Source organism: Corallococcus macrosporus, from assembly GCF_017302985.1.
Classification (GTDB): Bacteria; Myxococcota; Myxococcia; order Myxococcales; family Myxococcaceae; genus Corallococcus; species Corallococcus macrosporus_A.
On the sequence record NZ_JAFIMU010000009.1, the window covers coordinates 632201 to 653223 of the forward strand.

General features: G+C 70.1%; 20 protein-coding genes. 12 read left to right on the forward strand and 8 right to left on the reverse strand.

The window, feature by feature from the left end; all coding sequences use genetic code 11:
• Window positions 1-42: 42 nt before the first annotated feature.
• Window positions 43-279 carry a twin-arginine translocase TatA/TatE family subunit gene (locus tag JYK02_RS30640; RefSeq protein WP_207056282.1) on the reverse strand — a complete coding sequence of 79 codons (237 nt, stop codon included), beginning with the start codon at window positions 277-279 and terminating at the stop codon, window positions 43-45.
• A 78-nt stretch (window positions 280-357) separates the two neighbouring features.
• The gene (locus JYK02_RS30645; protein ID WP_207056367.1) at window positions 358-1419 is read right to left on the reverse strand and encodes a sensor histidine kinase; all 1062 of its coding nucleotides are present in this window, start codon (window positions 1417-1419) and stop codon (window positions 358-360) included.
• Window positions 1420-1627: 208 nt separating this feature from the next.
• On the opposite strand from JYK02_RS30645, the gene JYK02_RS30650 reads away from it, so the two are divergent.
• From JYK02_RS30650 to JYK02_RS30690, 9 genes are all read left to right on the forward strand, one after another.
• Window positions 1628-2002 carry a response regulator gene (locus JYK02_RS30650; protein WP_207056283.1) on the forward strand — a complete coding sequence of 125 codons (375 nt, stop codon included), beginning with the start codon at window positions 1628-1630 and terminating at the stop codon, window positions 2000-2002.
• Between the two features lie 97 nt (window positions 2003-2099).
• Window positions 2100-2429: an SCP2 sterol-binding domain-containing protein gene (locus JYK02_RS30655; RefSeq protein ID WP_207056284.1), complete on the forward strand. Its 330-nt coding sequence runs from the start codon at window positions 2100-2102 to the stop codon at window positions 2427-2429.
• Window positions 2430-2522: 93 nt separating this feature from the next.
• Entirely contained in the window at window positions 2523-3701 is a 1179-nt protein-coding gene (locus JYK02_RS30660; RefSeq protein WP_207056286.1) for a CaiB/BaiF CoA transferase family protein, read from the forward strand.
• A 148-nt stretch (window positions 3702-3849) separates the two neighbouring features.
• Window positions 3850-4146 (forward strand): hypothetical protein, encoded by a 297-nt coding sequence (locus JYK02_RS30665; RefSeq protein ID WP_207056288.1) that lies wholly within the window; start codon window positions 3850-3852, stop codon window positions 4144-4146.
• The gene (locus tag JYK02_RS30670; protein WP_207056290.1) at window positions 4143-5105 is read left to right on the forward strand and encodes a ferritin-like domain-containing protein; all 963 of its coding nucleotides are present in this window, start codon (window positions 4143-4145) and stop codon (window positions 5103-5105) included. Before JYK02_RS30665 ends, JYK02_RS30670 begins: the two co-directional genes overlap by 4 nt.
• Window positions 5105-5470: a holo-ACP synthase gene (locus tag JYK02_RS30675; RefSeq protein WP_242589403.1), complete on the forward strand. Its 366-nt coding sequence runs from the start codon at window positions 5105-5107 to the stop codon at window positions 5468-5470. The genes JYK02_RS30670 and JYK02_RS30675 overlap by 1 nt, the downstream gene beginning before the upstream one ends.
• A 40-nt stretch (window positions 5471-5510) precedes the next feature.
• Window positions 5511-5960 carry a thioesterase family protein gene (locus JYK02_RS30680; protein ID WP_207056292.1) on the forward strand — a complete coding sequence of 150 codons (450 nt, stop codon included), beginning with the start codon at window positions 5511-5513 and terminating at the stop codon, window positions 5958-5960.
• The gene (locus tag JYK02_RS30685) at window positions 5957-6874 is read left to right on the forward strand and encodes an alpha/beta fold hydrolase (protein ID WP_207056293.1); all 918 of its coding nucleotides are present in this window, start codon (window positions 5957-5959) and stop codon (window positions 6872-6874) included. The genes JYK02_RS30680 and JYK02_RS30685 overlap by 4 nt, the downstream gene beginning before the upstream one ends.
• A 25-nt stretch (window positions 6875-6899) precedes the next feature.
• A complete protein-coding gene (locus tag JYK02_RS30690) occupies window positions 6900-8651 on the forward strand; it encodes an AMP-binding protein (protein WP_207056294.1) in 1752 nt (583 codons plus the stop codon).
• Window positions 8652-8661: 10 nt separating this feature from the next.
• Here the strand turns inward: JYK02_RS30690 and JYK02_RS30695 are convergent, their stop codons facing one another.
• Genes JYK02_RS30695 through JYK02_RS30710 form a run of 4 tightly spaced genes read right to left on the reverse strand, consistent with a single transcriptional unit; the run spans window position 8662 to window position 14683 of the window.
• Window positions 8662-9777 (reverse strand): hypothetical protein, encoded by a 1116-nt coding sequence (locus tag JYK02_RS30695; protein ID WP_242589338.1) that lies wholly within the window; start codon window positions 9775-9777, stop codon window positions 8662-8664.
• 53 nt (window positions 9778-9830) lie between these two features.
• Window positions 9831-10394 (reverse strand): MarR family winged helix-turn-helix transcriptional regulator, encoded by a 564-nt coding sequence (locus tag JYK02_RS30700; protein WP_207056295.1) that lies wholly within the window; start codon window positions 10392-10394, stop codon window positions 9831-9833.
• Window positions 10394-13546, reverse strand: coding sequence for an efflux RND transporter permease subunit (locus JYK02_RS30705; protein ID WP_207056296.1), 3153 nt, complete (start codon window positions 13544-13546; stop codon window positions 10394-10396). The genes JYK02_RS30700 and JYK02_RS30705 overlap by 1 nt, the downstream gene beginning before the upstream one ends.
• 36 nt (window positions 13547-13582) lie before the next feature.
• Window positions 13583-14683, reverse strand: a complete 1101-nt coding sequence (locus JYK02_RS30710; RefSeq protein ID WP_207056297.1) for an efflux RND transporter periplasmic adaptor subunit — start codon at window positions 14681-14683, stop codon at window positions 13583-13585.
• 332 nt (window positions 14684-15015) lie between these two features.
• Here JYK02_RS30710 and JYK02_RS30715 point away from each other — a divergent pair, with 332 nt between their 5' ends.
• Complete coding sequence (locus tag JYK02_RS30715) at window positions 15016-16155, forward strand: acyl-CoA dehydrogenase family protein (protein WP_207056299.1); 1140 nt, start codon at window positions 15016-15018, stop codon at window positions 16153-16155.
• Here JYK02_RS30715 and JYK02_RS30720 read toward each other — a convergent pair whose 3' ends face one another.
• Both JYK02_RS30720 and JYK02_RS30725 read right to left on the reverse strand, forming a co-directional pair.
• Window positions 16156-16443, reverse strand: a complete 288-nt coding sequence (locus tag JYK02_RS30720) for a hypothetical protein (protein WP_120528900.1) — start codon at window positions 16441-16443, stop codon at window positions 16156-16158.
• Between the two features lie 47 nt (window positions 16444-16490).
• Window positions 16491-16898 (reverse strand): hypothetical protein, encoded by a 408-nt coding sequence (locus JYK02_RS30725; RefSeq protein ID WP_207056301.1) that lies wholly within the window; start codon window positions 16896-16898, stop codon window positions 16491-16493.
• A gap of 79 nt (window positions 16899-16977) precedes the next feature.
• Here JYK02_RS30725 and JYK02_RS30730 point away from each other — a divergent pair, with 79 nt between their 5' ends.
• Window positions 16978-17619: an SAM-dependent methyltransferase gene (locus JYK02_RS30730; RefSeq protein ID WP_207056302.1), complete on the forward strand. Its 642-nt coding sequence runs from the start codon at window positions 16978-16980 to the stop codon at window positions 17617-17619.
• Window positions 17620-17670: 51 nt separating this feature from the next.
• Window positions 17671-21023 (forward strand): MG2 domain-containing protein (locus JYK02_RS30735; protein ID WP_242589339.1); only part of this gene is annotated, 3353 nt, incomplete at its 3' end.

Consider the following 21023-nt stretch of genomic DNA (forward strand, 5'->3'; position numbering starts at 1 on the left):
TTCCGTCAGGGGCGGGGCCTTCCCGGGCCCACCCGGACGGAATCAGGCGTTGTGGCTGGGCGACTTCGCGGCGACGTCCTTGTCCACGGTGGTGGACGCGGACAGCGTGCCAGTCTTCTTGTCGCTGGCGTCGTCCTTCTCCTCGTCGCTGGAGAAGCCGCGCTTGAAGTTGCGGAGCGCGCTGCCCAGGGACGAGCCGAGCTGCGGCAACCGCGAGCCGCCGAACAGCAGCAGCAGCGCCGCGAAAATCAGAAGAATCTCAGGAAGCTTCAAACCCATGGCTTCGCTCCTCGCGAAATGCGCGGGGGAGCATACCGGTGGGAGGTGGGTCGCGCTAGCAACTCCCGCGTCCTGGACTCACGCCTGCCAGCCCGCTGGATGCACGAGTTCTTCTGAGGCCGACAAGGACACCGGCAGGGTGAGGAAGAGGGTGGTGCCCCCCACGTCCGCCTGGGCGCCCACCTGGCCGCCGTGGGCCTCCACCTCCTGCCGGGCCAGGAAGACGCGCAGCGGATCCTCCAGCTTGCGCTCTCGGAAGGCGCGCTCCTCGCACTGGAAGACGGCGGTGATGTCCTCTTCCGGAACGGCGGCGCCGTCGCGGCGCACCTCCACCCGCACCTGATGCCCCATGCGCGCGGCGCGCACGTGGAGCGACTCGCCCGCCTGCGCGCGGCCCAGCAGGTGGTGCACGAAGGCCTCCACCGCGTGCTGGATGCGGCCCGCGTCCACCTCCACGTCGGGCAGCTCCGGCAGCTCGTCCAGCACCAGCCCCACGCTGGCGGCGGAGGCGGCGGCCCGCGTGCGCTCCACCGCGGCGTCCAGGATGGGGAGCAGCGGCTGTCGCTCGCGCTCACACGCGAGCGCGCCCAGCTCCGCGCGGCTGGAGTCGAAGAAGTCCTGGGCGAAGGAGAGCGCCCGGTCCGCGTTGCGCAGGATGGTCTCCAGGCCGCGCTGCGCCTTGGGCTCCAGCGGGATGCGCCCGTTGAGCAGCAGCGCCGCGTACGAGCGGATGTTGGCCAGCGACCCGCGCAGGTCATGCGACGCGAGCGACAGGTAGCGCACGCGGTCCGCCACGCGCTCCCCGGTCATGGACAGGGCCGCCCCCGACGTCTGGGACGCCGCCTGGCCCGCGCCCCAGGGCACCGGCAGCGCCCACACCAGCCGCCCGCCGTCCTCCAGGGGCTCCTCGCCCACCAGCAGGGTGCGCTCCTCGCGCTCCCACAGGTTCCGCTCGCCCGCGCGCCGGCGGAAGCCCGCGGCGGCCATCAGCCCGTCGACGCCCGCCACGCCGGGCGAGGGCGGCAGGGCCTCCAGCCCCAGGTAATCCAGGAGCAGGGGACCGAGCAGGCGTGGCGTTCCCTGGCGGGGCAGCAGCGCGAGCCCTGGCGCTGCCTCGTTGCCCCCCGGTGTCTCCCCCATCCACGTCACGCGGACCTCCCCTGTCCGTGCCTCGAATCACCGGAAGGGTGGGCAGTGACTGTCGGTTTTGCAACGGGCTCCCGCTCCGCGCGGAACGCCCTTAATTTCTTGCGCCAGGAGGGCCGCTGATGGTGGATGATCGCCCCTTGGTAGCGGTATCGAGGAGACACCTCTGACCTCGCTCAACCCACAGCACACTGGCGCACCCGTGGTCCTGGTCGTGGACGATGATCCCGACATCCTGGAGGCCCTCTCGGAGATCCTCGAAGCCGAGGGCTTCGAGATCCGCCGGGCCCGCAACGGCAAGGAGGCCCTGGAGCGCCTGGAGCCGGACCCTCCCCACCTCATCCTGCTGGACCTGATGATGCCGGTGATGGACGGCTGGGAGTTCGCCCAGCGCATGCGCCAGAAGCCGGCCTTCGCGGCCATCCCCATCATCGTCCTCAGCGCGGACCGCAACGTCGGCAGCAAGGCGAAGGACATTGGCGCCATGGGACACCTGGCCAAGCCCTTCGAGCTGAACGACCTGCTGTCGATGGTGCGACAGTCGCTCAGCCCCCCGGTGGACACCTCCCGCGTCTGAGCACACCGCGACGGGCCGTGCTTGACCCCACGGGGGGCCGACATTACGGTCCGCGCAGGCTTGATTCACCAATCAACCTGATCACAAGGAGCGAGTCATGGCGACCGCGAAGGACATCATCGAGACGCAGATTCCCGCGAAGCTGCAGTCGAAGCCGGAGCTGGCGAAGGAGATCAACGCCATCATCCACTTCGACGTCTCCGGCGACGGTGGCGGCAAGTGGACGCTGGACACCACCAAGCCCGACGGCTGGGTGTCCGAGGGTCTCAACGGCGCGTCGAAGATGACGGTCACCGTCAGCAACGACGACTTCGTGAAGATCCGCGAGGGCAAGCTGAACGCGCAGATGGCCGCCATGCAGGGCAAGCTCAAGTTCAAGCCGATGGACATGGGCCTCGCCATGAAGCTGGCGAAGCTGCTGGGCTGAAGCCTCTTTCGTAGCGTGTCGTACCGACGGCGCGTCACCCTGCTGGGGACGCGCCGTCTGCATGTCTCCACCTCCCCCTGGAGCCCCCCTCCCATGGCTGAGCCGTCTTCCCCCCTCGCGGGCCTGCGGGTGCTGGACCTGTCGCGCCTGTTGCCCGGCCCGTACGCGACGCTGGTGCTGGCGGACCTGGGCGCCACCGTCGACACCGTGGAGGACCCGGACGTGGGGGACGCCACCCGCCACATGCCGCCGCACCGCGACGGCGAGGGCGCGCTCTACTACGGGCTGCACCGCAACAAGCGCTCGCTCGCGCTGAACCTCAAGTCCCCGGAAGGCCGCGACGCGCTGCTGCGGCTCGTGCCCCACTACGACGTGCTGGTGGAGAGCTTCCGCCCCGGCGTGATGGACAAGCTGGGCGTGGGCGAAGCGGTGCTGCGCCAGAAGAACCCGCGGCTCATCTACTGCGCCATCTCCGGCTACGGCCAGACGGGACCGGACCGGCTCAAGGCGGGGCACGACCTCAACTACGTGGCCCGCGCGGGCCTGCTGGGCTACGGCGGCGAGGCCGGTGGCGCGCCCGCGTTCCCGGGCGTGCAGATGGCGGACATTGGCGGCGGGAGCCTCTTCGCGCTGGTGGGCATCCTGGCCGCGCTGCACGAGCGCGAGCGCACCGGCGTGGGCCGCTTCGTGGACGTGTCCATGACGGACGGCGCGCTGGCGTTCCTCCACCTGCACCTGGCCTCGCGCCTGTTCATGGGCGCGGAAGGGACGCCGCTTGCGCGCGGCAGCGAGGCGCTCAACGGCGGCTATCCCAGCTACGGCCTCTACCGCACCTCGGACGATCGCTGGCTCGCGGTGGGCGCGCTGGAGCCCAAGTTCTTTGGCGCGCTGTGCGCGAAGCTGGGCCGCCCGGAGCTGCTGGATGACGCGTACTCGGGAGGGGAGGACGGCGCTCGCGTGAAGGCGGAGCTCACCCGCATCTTCGCGTCCCAGCCCCTGGCGCACTGGCGCGAGCAGCTCTCCGGCGCGGAGTTCTGCGTGGAGCCGGTGGCGGAGGGCGACGAGGTGCTGGCGGATCCGCAGCTGCGCGCGCGCGGACTCTTCGTGGAAACGGACGACGCGCAGCGTGGCATCCGCGTCACGCACCTGCTCACGCCGCTGCGCATGGGCGACGTCGCGCTGCGTCCACCGCCCACGCTCGGACAGCACTCGCGCGTCATCCTGGAGGCCGCGGGTTTCACGGCTGAGGAAATCTCGCGCCTGATTGCATGAATCCCGCGTGAAACGGACCTGCGAAGGCGGGTTCGCACGCGGATCCAAAGTGACCCGTTGCTGATTGACAGCTCCGGAGCCACAGTTAGATCTTTCCTGATTTCTGACTGGGAAATCGACTTTCAAGCCCTGGGAAGGAAGGTCCCCCGTGCCCGACGCGCAGGAGCTCGAGTCCTACATCCGCCGGAAGTTCGCTGAAAACGTGGGTCTCACGGAGGCTGAGCTGTTCTCCGAGGACCTGACCCTCTCGGGGCTGATCACGCGCTCCGAGCGCATGACCAACAGCGTGGACTTGATGGAAGCCTTTGCCCGCACGTCCAACGGGCTGCGCAAGGATTTTGGACTGCGGGTGCGCTTGCCCGCACTGTCTTTGGATACACCTGTGTCAAAGGTCCTGGCGGTCTTCATGGGCGAAGTCACGAACCCGGAGAAGAAGTCGGCATGAGTGTCCTGGCGCGAAGCCTCGAGCACGAAGCAGCGACCGTCACCTCCTCCCCCAGCGTCACGTCGTCCGAAGGACGTCCGGCCATCATGGCGGAGCTGTACGAAGCCCTCACGCAGCGCGGCCTGTCGCTGGTGGACATCACCTGGGAGCAGCAGCGGCTGCACGAGTCGCGGCGCTGGAGCGTGGTGGAGATGCTCTCCGCGGTGGACTTCACGCACGTGGGTGAGGCCGACCGGCACCTGGTGTGGAACGCGGGGCGCGCGGAGCTGACGACGAAGCCGGGCGCGGACCGGCTGGAGCGGCTGGCGGACCTGGAGTGCCGCCGGTGGCAGGAGAAGGACCCCACGGTCGCCGCCATCATGCAGGCGTGTGGCACGTGGAGCCGCTACTGGAACGAGGAGGAGGCGCACCACGAGACGGCGTTCAACCGCCTGTCCACGGTGCTGAAGCTGGAGCCCATCACGGACGCCACCTTCATCGAGTTCCGCAAGGTGTTCCCCGACGACGACATGCTGCGCACGCTCACGCTGCTGTCCATCTCCGAGGTGGTGGCGGCGGTGGACTACGGCCAGTGCTCGCAGATGGTCCAGGACCCGGGCCTGCGCGCGCTGTTCAAGCAGGTGGCCGCGGACGAGGTGCAGCACATGAACTACTTCATCGCCTTCGCGAAGGCGCTGGTGGACAGCGGCGCGTACAAGGCGAAGGAGGCCTTCGCGGTGGCGCACCTGTTCCTGCGCGACGGCGGCGAGGTGCACGGCAGCAAGCGCGAGCGGGTGGAATCCCGCGACACCCACGTCAACTGGTGGGATCAGCTGGAGCACCGCGAGGGCTTCTACGCGCCGGAAGCGCTGCGCAAGAAGGAGCAGCTCATCTTCCACGCCCTCAAGCGCATCACCGGCATCACGGTGACGTCGCGCGAGGAGGTGGAGGACACCTGGATGGACCTCGTCGGGTGCTGATGGGCCTGGGCCACGACCTCCAGGCCATCACGGAGCTGGAGGCCGTCCAGGCCCTGCGGGAGCCGGACGTGTTCTTCACCGCCGCGGAGCTCGCCCACTTCGAGCGCGCGGCGAACCCGCTGGAGAGCCTGGCGGCGGGCTTCAGCGCGAAGGAGGCGCTCTTCAAGGCGCTGCCCGCCGTCGAAGGCTGGTTCTGGACGGACGCGGAGCTGATCCACGACGCGCGGCACGCGCCGCGCTTCCGGTTCCACGGCACGCTCGCGGCGCACCTGGCGCGCGAGGGCCTGCAGGTCGCTGTATCGCTGTCGCATAGCGGAGGGTTCGTCTCGACCGTGGTCCTCGTGACGCGCGCTCCGTCCCCCTGAAGTCGCTGTCCTCCCCCGGCAGCCAGAAGGACATCCCCCCGTGCACTTCGAAGAGTCCTCCCTCACGCTGCGCGTGCGTCCCAACGACCTGGACATCCTGGGGCACGTGAACAACGCCACCACGCTGGAGTACCTGGAGGCCGGCCGCTGGGCCTGGCTGGAGCGGCAGGGGCTGACGCGCGGAGGGCCGGTGGTGGCCGTGGTGTCTCGCGTGGAGGTGGACTACCGCCGGGAGATTCCCCCGGGGGACGTGGTGGTGCACACGGAGCTGGAGTCGCCCGCCGCGGACGAGCTGGAGCCGGACGGCCTCAACTACCGCGCCCGCTTCCGGCAGCGCGTGTTCCTGGCGGCGGACGGGCCGCTGGCGGTGGAGGCCCTGGTGAGCGTGGCCTTCCTGGACGCGCGGGAGCGGTCGCTCGCGTCGCTGCAGCAGTTCCTGGACGCCGCGCGCCCGCCCGTGGCCACCACCGCGCAGGAGCCGCGCCCGTGAGCACGAACGCGAAGCCGGAGTTCGTCTCGCAGGAGTTCTGGGTCCCCACGTCCCAGGAGCACGCGCTGCACGTCGTGGAGGCGCGCACGTCCGCGACGCCCGCGTCCGCGCCCGGCGTCCTCTTCGTCCCGGGCCTGTTCTCCGACGGCCGCTTCTTCCTGGGAGGGCATGGGGACGGGCCCGCGCGCTACTTCGTGGACGAGGGCTGCGTGGCCTACGTCGCATCCCTGCGCGGCCACGGCAAGAGCCGCTGGCCCGCGAAGCGCGCGTATGACTGGAGCTTCGACACGTACGTGCGCCACGACCTCCCGGACCTGGTGCGGGCCGTGCGCGCGCGCCACCCCGGGCCGCTGTTCCTCCTGGCCCACAGCATGGCGGGCTACGCGGCGCTGGCGGCGCTGGGCGTGGACCCCTCGCTCCAGGCGTCACTGGCGGGCGTGTGCACGCTGTCCTCGGCGGTGAACGACTACACCGACGGCGGGTTCAAGAAGCGCTTCCAGCTGGGCTTCTCCTCCGCCGTGGCGGGCATGCTGGGCCGCTTCCCCGCGAAGGCGCTGAAGCAGGGGCCCTGGGACGAACCCGCGGGCGTGATGCGGCAGTTCACGGACTGGGCGCCCACGGGCGCGTTCCGCAGCGCGGACGGCGCGACGGACTACTGGAGCGCGCTGGGCCAGGTGACCCTGCCGGTGTTCGCGGGGGTGGGCGCGGCGGACGTGTTCCATGCGTCGCCCCCGCGCGCGCAGAAGCTGGTGGCCCACCTGGGCAGCGCCCGGAAGGAATTGGCCGTCCTGGGGCGCGCGCAGGGGCTGAGCTGGGAGGCGGGCCACTTCGACGTGGTGCGCGGAGAGCGCGCCCGCGCGGAGGTGCTGCCCCGGGTGCTCGCGTGGATGCGCCAGGTGGCGCCCGCGCACTGAAGAACCACGAGGAGGGGAGGACAGCATGCTCGACATCATCCAGCGGCTGGAGTCGGCGGATCCGCGCCGCGGCCTGTTTCTCTACGAGGACTTCGTCGGGCCGCCGGAGTTCGTGCCCTACCGGGAGTTCGCGTCCCGGGTGGCCGGCGCGGCGGAGCACTTCCGCTCCAAGGGCATCACGCCGGGCACTCGCGTGGTGCTGCCCTTCGAGACCTCCGCGTCCGTCATCTTCGCGTTCCTGGGGCTGATGGAGCTGGGCGCGGTGCCCCTGTCCGTGAAGCCGTACATCCTGAGCACGCCGAAGGGGCCCTACCGGGACTTCCTCGCGCGCATCCGAGAGCGCTACGGCGCCTCGCTGGTGCTGGACGCGCCGAGCCTGGCCGGACTGGAGCTGCCCCTGGAGCGGCTGTCGCTGCCGCCCGAGGGTGCGAAGCGCACGGGCGTGAAGCTGCGCGAGGTGGCGCCCGGGGAGCTGGCGTTCGTGCAGTTCTCGTCGGGGTCCACGTCGTTCCCCAAGGGCGTGCCCATCACCCAGGAGAACCTGGCCGCGAACCTGCGGATGATCACCCGTCACGACGGCCGCACGTCCGAGGACCGGGTGACGAGCTGGCTGCCGCTGTACCACGACATGGGGCTCATCGGCGGGCTGCTCACCTGCATCGCGGTGGGCAACGACCTGCTGCTGTCCCAGCCCGCCGCCTTCCTGATGGATCCGATGGGCTGGCTGGAGCTCATCTCCACCGAGAAGGTGATGGGCTCCGTCATCCCCAACTTCGCCATCGACTACGCGCTCAAGTCGCTCAAGTCGGCGGACGCGGACGACCTCAAGCGGTTGGACCTGTCGCGCGTGCGCAGCATCTACCTGGGCAGCGAGCCCATCAACATCCCCAACCTGGAGCAGTTCCTGGAGATCCTCGCGCCGTGCGGCCTGCGGCGCGACGTGTTCATGCCCTGCTACGGCATGGCGGAGACGGTGCTCTTGGTCGCGAGCGTGCCGCCGGGCCGCACCGTGCGCGTCATCACCGCGCCCAACGGTCAGCCCGCCATCTCCGTGGGCCAGCCGCTGACGGAGTTCGAGGTGCGGCTGCGCGCCGAGGACGGCCGCGTGTGCGGCGAGGGCGAGATGGGCGAAATCGAGCTGCGCGGCGGCAGCCTGGCGCCGTCGTACTACCTGGACGACCGGCCCCTGCGTGGCGCGGAGGGCTTCTACGCCACGGGTGACCTGGGCTTCCAGCAGGGCGGCGAGCTTTTCATCACCGGGCGCATCAACGACCGCATCAAGGTCAACGGCCAGAGCTTCTTCTCCGCGGACTTCGAGCAGGCCGTGGAGCGGCTGACCTTCATCCGCCCGGGCCGCACCGCCGTCATCCAGGTGAAGGGCCGCCTCGTCGTGCTGGCGGAGGTGAACCACCCGTCCGCGCTGGAGCGCCTGGAGGACAGCCGCAAGCAGGTCTGCCAGTCCGTGCTGGAGACGGTGGGCGTGACGCTGGCGCCACAGGACGTCCTCTTCATCCGCTACGGCCAGCTCCAGAAGACGAGCAGCGGCAAGCTCCAGCGCCGCGCCATCACGGAGGCCTACGAGCAGGGCCGCATCCGCACCGTGACGCCCATGGAGCTGCGCGCGGACCTGCTCCAGATGCGCGCCCAGCGGCTGGTGCTGGGGTCGGTGATGGTCGCGCGGCAGCGGGGCCGCCGGTGGATGGCGTCCGGCAAGGCCGCGCTCTCCGCGGGGCTCCAGCGCCTGCGGCCCGGCGGCCAGCGTCAGGACGGGCCCTGACGACTGTTGCTCACCGGGGCTTCGCGGCGGGGGCCCACAGGTCCCAGCCGCGCGCCGCGTGGCACGCATCGCCCACCAGGTCCAGGGCGAGCTGGGGCTGCGTCCTGGCCAGGCCTTCCGTGTCGCGGAAGGCGCCCGTGGCCTCCAGCCGGAGCGTGGCGCTCTCCAGCGCGGCCTTCGCCGCTTCCACCGCGCGGGCCTGCGCGGGCGTGGGCTTCCAGCCCGTCTCATCCCGGTAGCGCCCCAGCGCCTCCAGGAAGTGGCCATGGAACTTCACCATCTGCACCAGCACGGGGACGCGGTACGCGGGCGCGGCGGTGAGCGCGGCCTCGTACTGCCGCGCCTCCGAACCCAGCCGGTACGCCAGCACGTCCACCTGCGCGTCCAGCCGCGAGCCCCACGCCTTGCGCACGGCGGGGAAGCGCGCCCAGCCCGCGACGGCCTGGAAGAAATGGAGCCCGCCACACGGGTGCGCGTAGATGCCCTGCTTGTTCTTGGGCACCTGCGGAAGGCCCGCCTTCATGCCCCGGGTCAGCTCCGCGTTCGCGGACTCCAGCGTGGCGAGCGCGGCGTCCATCACCGCGTCGATGCGCACCGTCTCTCCCGCGCCGTTGACGAACGAGCCCCCGGGCTCCAGCACGTGCGACAGCGCGTCCAGCGCCCACGCCCCGTCCGGTGAGGTGGCGAGCGTGGGACGGAAGTCACGCTGGAGCGACGCCACCAACTCGCGCAGCGTCACCTTGCCCCACGCCGTGCGGAACGTGTGCGAGAGCGGATATCCCGCGAGCACGAAGGTCTTCACCTGGAGCGCCGGGTGCGGCTCCACGGGTATGCCGTCCGGGGTGAAGGCGTCGAAGAAGTAGCGGGCCGGAGTGGCCCCCGCGTCGGGCACGTCGCGGTGCAGGAAGCCCATGACGATGGCGTCCGAGGCCGGGCGGCCGTCCCGTGCGCGGAAGGCCTTCCCGTCCAGGTCCATGCCGTGCGCGAGCGCCCAGGGATGGGACGGATCCGCCGCGTGCGTGCGGCACTGCGCGTGGAGCACCGCGGACGCGGAAGGAGCGGCGGGGGAGGGTGGGGGAGCGGCGCTCAGGCCAAGCCCGAGCAGGGCCACGAAGGAGGGGAGCATGGGCGCGGGCAGTGTCGCAGCCCGCGCCCCTCCACGCACCTGCCGTGCCCTCTTCAGCGCGGCGGGGCGCCGGCCTTCATTCGGGCGAGCATCCGCTCGATGATGCCGAAGAGCGCCTCGCGGTCGTCCTCCGGCAAGAGGCCCATCAGGCGGCGGATGCCGGCGTCCGTCATCAGCTGGATGACCTTGTAGATCTCACAGCCCCGGTCGGTGAGCTTCGCGGTGACGGCGCGGCGGTCCTCCGCGTCCCGCCCGCGCTCCACCATGCCCATGTCCTCCAGGCGATCCACCACGCCGGTGATGGTCTTCTTGGTGATGCCGATGCGCTGTGCCAGCACCCCGACCTGGATGGGCCCGTCCATGCCCAGCCACCCAAGCGCGTGCACCTGGGTGGGGGTCAGCCGCATGTCGTCGCAGAGGCTCGCCAGCGGGTCCCTCAGGGAGCGGAAGTGGGCCAGCTCCCGGATGAGCCCCATGAAGCGGCGTGAGTCCGGGGTGGACTGGTCCCCCTCCTGGAGAAGGCGCTCCATCGCGGCCTTGGTTTCGGCGGCCTCATCCTTCCCCTCGGAGCGGGTGTCGGGCTCCGAGGGGGGCGTGATGGAGGTGGGGCGGCGCATCAGGCCGTCTCCACCCGCGCCGCGGCGGCCGCGGCGGCTTCCCGCTCGCGGTCCTCGTTGCCCGGACCGTGCGCCGTGCCAGAGCCACCCGCGAAGCCCGCGTCGCTGCCCTTGTTGCGCTTGAAGCGCGCGGCCAGCTGATCCATCAGCGAGTACACCACCGGCACCACGCCCAGCGTGAGGAACGTGGAGGTGATGAGGCCGCCGATGATGGTGATGGCCATGGGCGCGCGCGTCTCCGCGCCGTCGCCCTTCGCGATGGCCACCGGGATCATGCCGGCGATCATCGCGATGGTCGTCATGAGGATGGGGCGCAGGCGGACCGGGGCGGCCTCGAGGAGCGCCTCGTGCGCCGTGCGGCCCTTCTCACGGACCTGCAGCGTGAAGTCCACCAGGAGGATGCCGTTCTTCACCACCAGACCCATGAGCATGATGACGCCGATGAGGGCGAACATGGACATGTACTGGCCGGTGATGAGCAGGCCGCCAATGGCCCCGATGAAGGCGAAGGGCAGCGACAGCATGATCGTGAACGGGTGGATGAGGCTTTCGAACTGCGCCGCGAGGATCATGTAGATGAGGATGATGCCCAGGAGCAGCGCCGTGCCGAAGGCGGCCACCGACTTGCCCAGCTCCTTCGCGTTGCCTTCCAGCTCGCCCACGACGCTCTTGGGCAGCTCCGTGGAAGCGTAGCCCTGCATGTAGGTGATGGCGTCGGAGAGCGCGTAGCCCTCCTTGAGGTTCGCCAGCATGGTGATCTGCCGCCGCTGGGCCTGACGGTCGATCTGCACCGGGCCTTCCGCGGGGACGATGCGGCCCAGGTTGCGCAGCTCCACCAACTGCCCGGACGGCGCGCGCACGGCCAGCTGGCCGAGCGCGTCCGCGGAGGCCAGCGTCTCCGGCGGCAGGCGCAGCTTCACCTCGTACGTCTCACCGCCCTCGCGGTAGTCCAGCACCTTGTCCCGGCCCAGGTAGGCGCGCAGCGTCTGGCCCAGGGACGCGGCCGGCACGCCCAGCGTGGCCGCGCGGTCGCGGTCCACCTGCACGTCGTACTGCGGCTTGCCGGAGCGGTACGTCATGTCCACGTCGGTGAGGCCCGGGTTCTTGAGCATCGCCTGGCGCATCTTCTCCGCGGACTCCGTGAGCTCCTTCCAGTTGTCACCGCGCAGGTTGAACTGCACCTGCTGCGAACGCGCGCCACCGCCGGACACCGCGGCCACGTCCTGCACGGCCACCACGACACCCGGGGGCGCCTTGATGGTCTGGCGCAGGTACGCCTTCAGCTCGCTCTGCTTGAAGGCGCGGTCGTGCACCGGCTTCAGGTTGATGAGCACCTCGCCCTTGTGGACCTCCTCCTGCACGCCACCGCCCGCCGTGGTGAACGTGGACGCGATGCCCGGCAGCGCCTGGACCTGGGTCGCGAAGGTGTCCAGCTGCGCCTGGGTCTCCTGGATGGTGGACCCGATGGGCAGCTCCACCGTGAGCTTGATGTTGCCGTTGTCCTGCTCGGGGATGAACGTGAACTTGAGGAACCGCATCATGCCGAAGGTGAGGAAGAGCACGCCCACGGCGACGATCATCGTGATGAGGCGGTGACGCAGGATGCTGCCCAGGATCTTCCGGTAGCCCGACTCCATGCCCACCAGCACCTTCTCCACCTTGGCGGAGATGCCCGTCGGGTGCCCGTGCTCACGCAGCAGGCGCGAGGACAGCATGGGCGTGAGCGTCATGGACACCACGTAGGAGATGAGCGTGGCCACCGCCACCGTGACGCCGAACTGGTAGAAGAACTTGCCGATCATGCCGTCCATGAAGGCCACCGGGATGAACACCGCCACGATGGCCAGCGTCACCGCGAGCACCGCGAGGGCAATCTGTCCGGCGCCCTCCAGCGCGGCCTGCATGGGCGTGGCGCCCTCTTCCATGTGACGCACGATGTTCTCGATGACCACGATGGCGTCGTCGATGAGCAGACCGATGGACAGGGTCAGCGCGAGCATCGTGATCATGTTGAACGTGAAGCCCAGCGCCGCCATCACCGCGAACGTACCGACCACGGACACCGGCAGCGCGATGGCCGCCACGATGGTGGAGCGCAGGTTGCGCAGGAACACGAGCACGATGAGGACCGCGAGCACGCCGCCCAGGATGAGGTCCTCCTGCACCGCGTGGATGGACGAGCGGATGAACCGCGCGTTGTCCGTGACCGTCTCCACCTGCACGCCGGCGGGCAGCGTCTTGTTGATCTCCGCCAGCGACTCCTGCACCAGGTCCGCCACCTGCACCGTGTTGGAGCCGGACTGCTTGCGCACCACCAGCGCCACCGCGCTGCGCTCGCCGCTCTTCGCGCCGGAGCGCTGCTCGGCGGGACCGTCCACCACCTCCGCGATGTCGCGCACGCGCACCGGCGCGCCGCCAGAGCTGGTGATGATGATGTTGCGGATGTCCTCCACGCTCTTGGCTTCGGAGGTCAGGCGCACCACGCGCTCACGGCCGCTGTCCATGCTGCGGCCGCCGGGGACGTCCAGGCTCTGGGCCTTGAGCGCCTGGCTGACGTCGCTGATGGCCAGACCGAAGCCGCGCAGGCGGTTCGGATCCACCACCAGCTGGATCTCCCGCTCACGGCCACCGACGATGTCGATGCTGCCCACGCCCGGGTTGCGCTGGAGCGCCGGCTTCACGATGTCGTCCGCGACGCGCGTCAGCTCCTCCACGGGCAGGGCGCCCGCGAGCGCCAGCGTGATGATGGGGGCGGCGCCGATGTCGAACTTCTCGACGACGGGCGTCTCCACCTCATCCGGCAGCTTGGAGAGCGTGGCCTGGACGCGGTCGCGCACGTCCTGCGCCGCGATGTCCACCTTGGTGGACAGCTTGAACTGCACGACGATCTGCGAAACGCTCTCCAGGTTGATGGACTTGAGCGTGTCCACGCCGTTGAGCGTGTTGAGCGCCTCCTCCAGCGGGTCGGAGACGTTCTTCTCCATGGACTCCGGGTCCGCGCCCGGGAGGACGGTCGTCACGGTGACGACGGGGAAGTCGACGTCGGGGAACTGGTCCACGCCGATCTTCGGATAGGCGAACAGGCCGAACACCACCACCGCCAGCATCAGCATGGCGGTGAAGATGGGCCGTGAAATGAAGGTCTTGAGCATTCAGATACCCAGGAAAGAAGAGGGGAGGGAGGACCGCTACTGCGCGACGCGCACGGCGGTCCCTTCCTTGACGTTCAGCGAGGCGTCGGCGAGCACGCGCTCTTCCGCCGTCAGGCCCTGCAGCACCTTCACGTAGCCGGGCAGCACGCGCTGCACGCGCACGTCGCGCTTGCGCACGGTGCCGTCCTGCACCACCCACACGAAGCCGTCCTGGCCCTTGCTGCTGACGGCCTGCGCCGGCAGGAACAGGCCGTTGCCCGCGTCACCCGCCGCCTTGGAGAAGTCCATCTCCACCAGCGCGCCGGGGCGCAGCGGGTGCTCCGTCTTGCCCGTCACGTCCGCCAGCACCTCCACGGTGCGGCTCTGCGCGTCGATGACGGCGCCCACGTTGGCCACCTTCGCCTCGAAGCGCATGCCGCTGGGGTTCACGGTGCCCGGCGTCACGGTGCCCGGCGTCACGTTGTCGATGACGGACTCCGGCACCAGCATCCGGATCTCCAGCCCGTCCGTGTCCACGATGCCGAAGACCGGGGTGGAGGGCGTCATCGCCACGGAGTCACCCACGTTCTTGTTGCGCGCGGTGATGATGCCGTTGAAGGGCGCCACGATGGAGTGGTCCCTCAGGTTCTCCACCGCCAGCCGGTACGCCGCGCCGGCCTGGGCCGCCTGGGCCGCCGCCTGCTTCTGGCCGATCTCCGCCTGCTCCAGGGTGTTCGCCGCGACGCCGCCGGACTCGGCCACCTTGCGCATGCGCTCCAGGTTGCTGGAGGCCAGCTGCAGGGCGGCCTCCGCCATGTCCTTGGCCGCCTTCGCCTGATCCACCGCGATGCTCACGTTGGACGTGTCCAACTGCGCCAGCACGTCGCCCTTCTTCACCTTGTCGCCCACCCGGACGTTCACCTTCGCGAGCGTGCCGGTCGCCTGGGGACCCAGGACGGCCTCCTGCTTGGAGCGCACCTGGCCGGTGACGCGCGTCACGTTCTGCTCCAGCTCCGTGGCCGGGGTGATGGCCTTCACGCCCAGTGCGGTGGAGCCTTCCTGCTGAGCCGGAAGCTGCGCCTTCTCCGCGCCCGCCTTCGAGCACCCCGCCGTCGACACCGCCACGGCCACCACGGCAGCCAAGATTCGCTGATTCACGCGTCCGAACTCCTGCCGGTTCGCCGGCGGGACACCCGCCCTGGCACCTGCTCCGGCTAATTCTTTGTGGGCTAGAAATTACCGACACTCGATTATCTGTCAAGAGGATACTCCGGAGTGCGGACTATCCACTCACCAGTCATCCTGCGGGCTTGGCTGCCTGCCCCCCGGGGCTTCAGACTTCTTCACAACACCGTTACCGGCGCGCTGCGTCACCAGGGAGGCAGGCTCGGCGCGGGGCTGGGACGGAGGGCGTTGCTTGTGGCTGACGGCGGGCGCCTGCTATTGACTCGCGAATCAACCCGCACCGGGACAACCCCCAAGGACTCGCGATGCTCAACCCGTTCACCGAGGAGCACGAGGCGTTTCGCAGGTCGGTCCGCGCCTTCGTGGAGAAGGAGATGGCGCCCCATGGTCTGGACTGGGACCGGGCGGGCATCTTCCCCCGGGAGCTGTTCAAGAAGTGCGGCGAGCTGGGCTTCCTGGGCATCAACCACGACCCGAAGTACGGCGGCAGCGGCCTGGACTACTGGTACGTGACGGCGTTCGCGGAGGAGCTGTCGCGCAGCCGCAACGCGGGCGTGAACATGGCGCTCCTGGTGCAGAGCCAGATGGCCACGCCCATCATCAACGAAATCGGTACGGACGAGCAGAAGCGCGAGTTCCTGGAGCCCGCGCTCAAGGGCGAGCGCATCGCGGCGCTGGGCGTGAGCGAGCCGGGCTGCGGCTCGGACGTGGCGAGCATCAAGACGACGGCGCGCCGCGACGGTGACGACTACGTCATCAACGGCTCCAAGATGTGGATCACCAACGGCACGCGCGCGGACTTCATCACGCTGGCGGTGCGCACGGGTGAGGAGGGCTACGGCGGCATCTCGCTGGTGACGTTCCCCACGGACGTGAAGGGGTTTGGCGTCTCCAAGAAGCTGGACAAGGTGGGCAACCTGTCCTCGGACACGGCCATCCTCTACTTCGAGGACTGCCGCATCCCCGCGCGCTACGTGCTGGGCGAGGAGAACCAGGGCTTCTACCACATCATGACCAACTTCCAGGGTGAGCGCCTGGTGGGCGCCATCACCACGGTGGGCGGCATGGACCGGATGCTGGAGGACGCGCTCCAGTACGGCAACGAGCGCGAGGCCTTCGGCCGGCCGCTGATCAAGTTCCAGGTGTGGCGCCACAAGTTCGTGGAGCACCTGACGGCGGTGGAGGCGGCGCGGCGGCTCAACTACTACGCGGTGGACCTCTACGACCGGAAGGAGAACCCGGTGAAGGAGATCTCCATGGCGAAGCTCTTCGCCGGAGACCTGGCCCAGCGCGTGGCCTACGACTGCCAGCAGTTCTTCGGCGGCATGGGCTACATCGAGGAGACGCCCATCGCGCGCATGTGGCGCGACGTGCGGCTCATCACCATCGGCGGCGGCACCTCCGAGGTGATGAAGGAGATCATCTCCAAGCTGTACGGCTTCTAGCTACTTCCTGCCGAAGAGGGCCTCCGCGGCGCTGAGCATCGCGTCGCGGGAGTCCTTCTGGTGCAGGCCGCCTTCGCCCAACTGGAAGAGCTCGCAGAAGTTGGCCTCGTCCTTGTCGCGGGGCACCTCCGCGAAGGGCTCCTTGCAGGCCTTGGCCACGGACTCGTCGAAGTGCCGGCAGTTGCGGCACGAGCGCAGGTCCTCCTCGCAGCCGGGGCACGTGTCGCGCCGGCCGACTTGATTCGCGATGATGTCGAGCTTGCGTCCGCAGTGCGCGCAGCCGGGCATGGCGGTCCTCCCCGTCAGACAACAACGGGGCGCATCCTGCCAGACTCCTAGCGCTGGACGCTGGGCGCGAACGCCGGGGCGGGCAGGGAGGAGGCTTCCTGGGGCCGGCGCAGCTCGCCGGTGGCGTCCAGGAGCTGGTCGTCCAGCCGCTTGAGCAGGAAGAGGACGTAGGCGGACAGGGCGGACAGGACGGCGGCCATGATGCCCAGCAGCATCCCGCGCTGCCAGCGGTGGGCCTGCTCCATCACGCCGCGGCGTTCCTTGAAGGTCTTCAACTGGGCGTCCACGGAGGTGCCGTCCAGCTTCTGGGCGAAGTCGGTGGCCTGGGCGCTGCCCCGGGCCATCAGCCAGCGGCCTTCCGCCTGGAGGGCCTCCGCACGCGCGTAGCAGAACGCAGCCCCGCCCGCGAAGAACAGGGAGATGCACAAGGCTGCTGTCACGCTCCGGGTGCCCATGCCACCAACCCTCCGGATATCCGATGGCGCGGTCAATGAACAGGCCGCGACTGCTCCGGCTTTCCGAAGACAGTAGCGGATGCTAGGGACGGCTTCTGACATGGGCAAGCCCTACCGTCCTAAAGACCACTATTTCCAGAAAGCCAAGCAAGAGGGATTGCGGGCGCGCTCGGCCTTCAAGGTCGACGAGATCCTCAAGCGCTTTCCTTCGTCCGTGAAGAAGGGCGCGGCGGTGCTGGACCTGGGCGCGGCGCCGGGCGGCTTCCTCCAGATTCTGGCGGACGCGGTGGGGATGCACGGGCGCGTCATCGGCGTGGACATCGTCGCCATCCGGCCGTTCTCCCAGAAGTGGGTGACGACGGCGGTGCTGGACGTGCTCGCGGACGACTTCGACGCGAAGCTGGCCGCGATGTACGACGGCCCCTACGACGCGGTCATCTCCGACATGGCGCCCAAGACGTCCGGCATCAAGGGCACGGACGAGGCGCGCAGCCTGCGGCTCGCGGGCAAGGCGCTGGAGGTGGCCGCCACGCGCGGCAGGCCCGGGGGCACGTTCGTGGCCAAGGTCTTCATGGGCGGCGACTTCGAGGCCTTCCGTGACGAGGTGCGCAAGTACTTCGAGGAAGTGAAGATCGTCCGGCCGGAGGCCACGCGCGGCGCCAGCATGGAGGTCTACGTGGTGGGGCTGCGCCGCCGGGCCCCGGCCCCCGCGGCGACCTGAAACAGCGAAGGGAACGCCAGGGACGCGGGCGGCGTCTAGAGTGCCGCCCCTATGTCTTCTCCTCCGCGCCCGCGTGCCTCCGCCGTCGTGTCGTGCCTGTTGTGTCTCCTCGTGTCCGCTGTGTCCGTGGCGGCCCCCGCGAAGGCGCCGCCTCCGACGTGGAAGGCCATCGACGCGCTCGTCCAGGAGGAGAAGGTGGAGTCCGCCGCGCAGGGGGCCGAGGCCCGGCTGGCCGCGGCGAAGGCCCAGGGAGACGCGGACGAGTGGACGCGCGCGCTCATCCGCACGGTGCAGCTGCGCACGCGGCTGCACGGCTACGAGACGACGGTGCGCTTCCTGAAGGAGCAGCCCTGGCCGGAGGGGCTGCGCCAGCAGGCGACGCTCCATCTGTTCTACGCGGCCGTGCTCGCGAACTACGTGCGGCAGTACAGCTATGAGATTGGCCAGCGCGAGCAGGTGGTGTCCTCCGGGCCGGTGGACCTGAAGGCGTGGACGAAGGATCAGCTGTCGGCGGAGATCCAACGCGAGTACGCGGCTGTCTGGGAGCTGCGCCAGAAGTTCGGCACGGAGCCCGTGAAGGTGCTGTCCGAGTACGTCACCCCCAACACGTACCCGGAGGGCATCCGCTCCACGGTCCGCGACGCGGTGACGTACCTGTGGGTGCAGTCGCTGGAGGCCACGGACCTGTGGCGCCCGGAGCAGGAGCAGGGCGTGTACCGGCTGGACCTGGGCGCGCTCCTGGAGGGCACGCCGAAGGTGGAGCTGAAGGACCCGTCCGCGCATCCGCTGACGAAGGTGGCGGCGGTGCTGGGGGACCTGGAGGCCTGGCACCTGGCGGCGGGCCGGCGTGAGGCGGCGCTGGAGGCGCGGCTGCGGCGCTACGAGGTGCTGAAGGCGTCGTTCACCGACGCGGCGGATCAGCGGCGCATCCGGGAGCACCTGGCCGCGCACCTGAAGGGCTTCCGGGACGTGCCGTGGTGGTCCAAGGGGCAGCACCAGTTGGCGGAGCTGGAGCAGGGCGCGGGGCGCGGCATCACGGCGCACGCGCTGGCGAAGGCGGGCGCGGAGGCGTGGCCGAAGTCGGTGGGCGGCCTGCAGTGCGCGGCGCTGGTGGCCGCCCTGGAGGCGCCGGAGGTGTACGCCTCGGTGATGCAGGTGGACGGGCCGGGCAAGCGCTCCATCTCCGTGCAGCACCGCAACGTGGGCAGGCTGTACTTCCGCGCGTTCGCGATGGACGTGGAGGCGCGGCTCGCGAAGCCCAACGTGGACCTGTCGCTGTTCGCCTCCGACAACGAGGCGCTGCGCCTGGTGGCGTCGCGCAAGCCCGACGCCGCGTGGAGCGCGGAGCTGGCGCCCACGTCCGACTTCCGGCGGCACCAGACCTATGTGACTCCGCCCGCGCTCAAGCCGGGCACGTACATCCTCGTCCTGTCCACGCGCGAGGACTTCGCGAAGAAGAAGAGCAAGCTCCTCTCGCTGCCGATGTCCGTGTCGCCCTGGGCGGTGACGGTGCACAAGGCCAATCCGAACCAGGCGGAAGTCCGCGTGGTGGACGGGGCCACGGGGGCGGGCGCCGCGAACGTGGAGGTGCGGCTGGTGACGCCGGACTACCGCACGCGCAAGTTCAGCGTCGTCAGCCGCCGCACCACCGCCAACGGCGACCTGATGCTGGAGGGCACGGAGGCCAACCGCTACGAGACGATGTCGCTGGTGGTGGGGCAGGGGAAGGGCGCGATGGTGTTCCCGGGCTCGGTGTACCTGGCGCCGCTGTACGAGTCGTCTCCGCAGGCGCAGACGCTCATCTACACGGACCGCGCCGTCTATCGCCCGCAGCAGAAGCTGCTCTGGAAGGTGGTGGCCTACCGCGCGGAGGAGATGTCCAAGCGGTACCGCGTCCTTCCGGAGACGCCCGTGACGGTGTCGCTCGTCGACTCCAACGGCCAGGAGGTGGCGAAGCGTGAGGTGCGCACCAACACGTTCGGGTCGGTGGCCGGTGAGTTCGACATCCCCTCCGGCCGGCCCCTGGGCCAGTGGACCGTGCGGACCAGCCCCAACGGCTACGCGGGCGTGCGCGTGGAGGAGTACAAGCGGCCCACCTTCGAGGTCACGCTGAAGGACGCGCCGGAGGCGCTGCGGCTCAACCGGCGCGCGACGTTCAAGGGCGAGGCTCGCTACTACTTCGGCCTGCCGGTGACGCGCGGCGCGGTGAAGTGGCGCGTGTCGCGCGAGCCGGTGCTGCCGCGCTGGTGGTTCTGGGAGCGCATCCCCGCCACCACGGACCTGGTGGCCTCCGGCACCGCCACGGTGGGCGAGGACGGCGGCTTCACGGTGGCGTTCACCCCGGAGGCGGACGAGCGGCTCGCGAAGGCGCAGGGCATGTCGTGGCGCTACCGCGTGGAGGCGGACCTGACGGACGAGGGCGGCGAGACGCGCTCCGCGAGCCGTGCGTTCCGCCTGGGCTTCGTGGCGGTGGAGGGCCGCGTGGAGGCCGACGCGGGCTTCGTGCGCGAGGACCTTCCGTCGGAGGTGCGGCTCATCCGCTCCAACCTGGATGGTGCGCCGCAGGCCGGCCCGGGCCGCTGGCGGCTCATCGCCTTGAAGGCGCCGGGCGTCCCGCTGATGCCGTCGGAGGTGCCGGTCGAAAAGCCCAGGCCCCTGGACGCGGAAGCGCAGGAGCGCAAGGAGCTGTCCCCCTCGCCGGGTGACGCGCTCAAGCCGCGCTGGGAGTCGAGCTTCGACGTGGACTCGACGCTGCAGCGCTGGGACGACGGCGCGGAGGTGGCGCAGGCCACGGTGACGCATGGCGCGGACGGCGTCGCCTCCGTGAAGCTGCCGGCGCTGCGCGCGGGGGCGTACCGCCTGCGCTACGAGACGACGGACGCGTTCGGCCAGAAGGCCACCGCGCAGCGGGACTTCCTGGTGGCGGGGGGCAGGGCTCCGGCGGGGTTGCCGGTGGTGTTGGAGGCGGAGCGCGCCTCCGTGCGCGTGGGCGAGGTGGCGCGGCTGCTGGTGGCGTCCGGCTTCGAGGGACAGCCGCTGGTGATGGACGTGTACCAGGGACGCCAGCGCATCGAGCACCGCCAGCTGAAGGCGGGGCAGGGGCGCGCGGTGGTGGAGCTCCCGGTGACGGAGTCCCTGCGCGGCGGCTTCACGGTGGTGCTCTCGCTGGTGCGCGACTGGCAGTCGCTGACCGTCCAGCAGACGGTGTCCGTGCCCTTCGACGACAAGGAGCTCAGCCTGGAGTTCGCCACGTTCCGCGACACGCTGCGGCCCGGCGCGAAGGAGACCTTCCGCGTGACGGTGAAGGGGCCCAAGGGCGCGAAGCTGGAGGCGGGGGCCGCGGAGCTGCTCGCGTATATGTACGATCAGTCGCTGAACGTCTTCGGGCCGCACACGCCGCCGCA

Coding starts and splice junctions, on each gene's coding strand:
- JYK02_RS30645 (WP_207056367.1), bottom strand. CDS start 1,419: ATGGGGGAGACACCGGGGGGCAACGAGGCAGCGCCAGGGCTCGCGCTG.
- JYK02_RS30700 (WP_207056295.1), bottom strand. CDS start 10,394: ATGCGCCGCCCCACCTCCATCACGCCCCCCTCGGAGCCCGACACCCGC.
- JYK02_RS30705 (WP_207056296.1), bottom strand. CDS start 13,546: ATGCTCAAGACCTTCATTTCACGGCCCATCTTCACCGCCATGCTGATG.
- JYK02_RS30660 (WP_207056286.1), top strand. CDS start 2,523: ATGGCTGAGCCGTCTTCCCCCCTCGCGGGCCTGCGGGTGCTGGACCTG.
- JYK02_RS30675 (WP_242589403.1), top strand. CDS start 5,105: ATGGGCCTGGGCCACGACCTCCAGGCCATCACGGAGCTGGAGGCCGTC.
- JYK02_RS30725 (WP_207056301.1), bottom strand. CDS start 16,898: ATGGGCACCCGGAGCGTGACAGCAGCCTTGTGCATCTCCCTGTTCTTC.
- JYK02_RS30670 (WP_207056290.1), top strand. CDS start 4,143: ATGAGTGTCCTGGCGCGAAGCCTCGAGCACGAAGCAGCGACCGTCACC.
- JYK02_RS30720 (WP_120528900.1), bottom strand. CDS start 16,443: ATGCCCGGCTGCGCGCACTGCGGACGCAAGCTCGACATCATCGCGAAT.
- JYK02_RS30715 (WP_207056299.1), top strand. CDS start 15,016: ATGCTCAACCCGTTCACCGAGGAGCACGAGGCGTTTCGCAGGTCGGTC.
- JYK02_RS30640 (WP_207056282.1), bottom strand. CDS start 279: ATGGGTTTGAAGCTTCCTGAGATTCTTCTGATTTTCGCGGCGCTGCTG.
- JYK02_RS30690 (WP_207056294.1), top strand. CDS start 6,900: ATGCTCGACATCATCCAGCGGCTGGAGTCGGCGGATCCGCGCCGCGGC.
- JYK02_RS30695 (WP_242589338.1), bottom strand. CDS start 9,777: ATGCTCCCCTCCTTCGTGGCCCTGCTCGGGCTTGGCCTGAGCGCCGCT.
- JYK02_RS30730 (WP_207056302.1), top strand. CDS start 16,978: ATGCTAGGGACGGCTTCTGACATGGGCAAGCCCTACCGTCCTAAAGAC.
- JYK02_RS30655 (WP_207056284.1), top strand. CDS start 2,100: ATGGCGACCGCGAAGGACATCATCGAGACGCAGATTCCCGCGAAGCTG.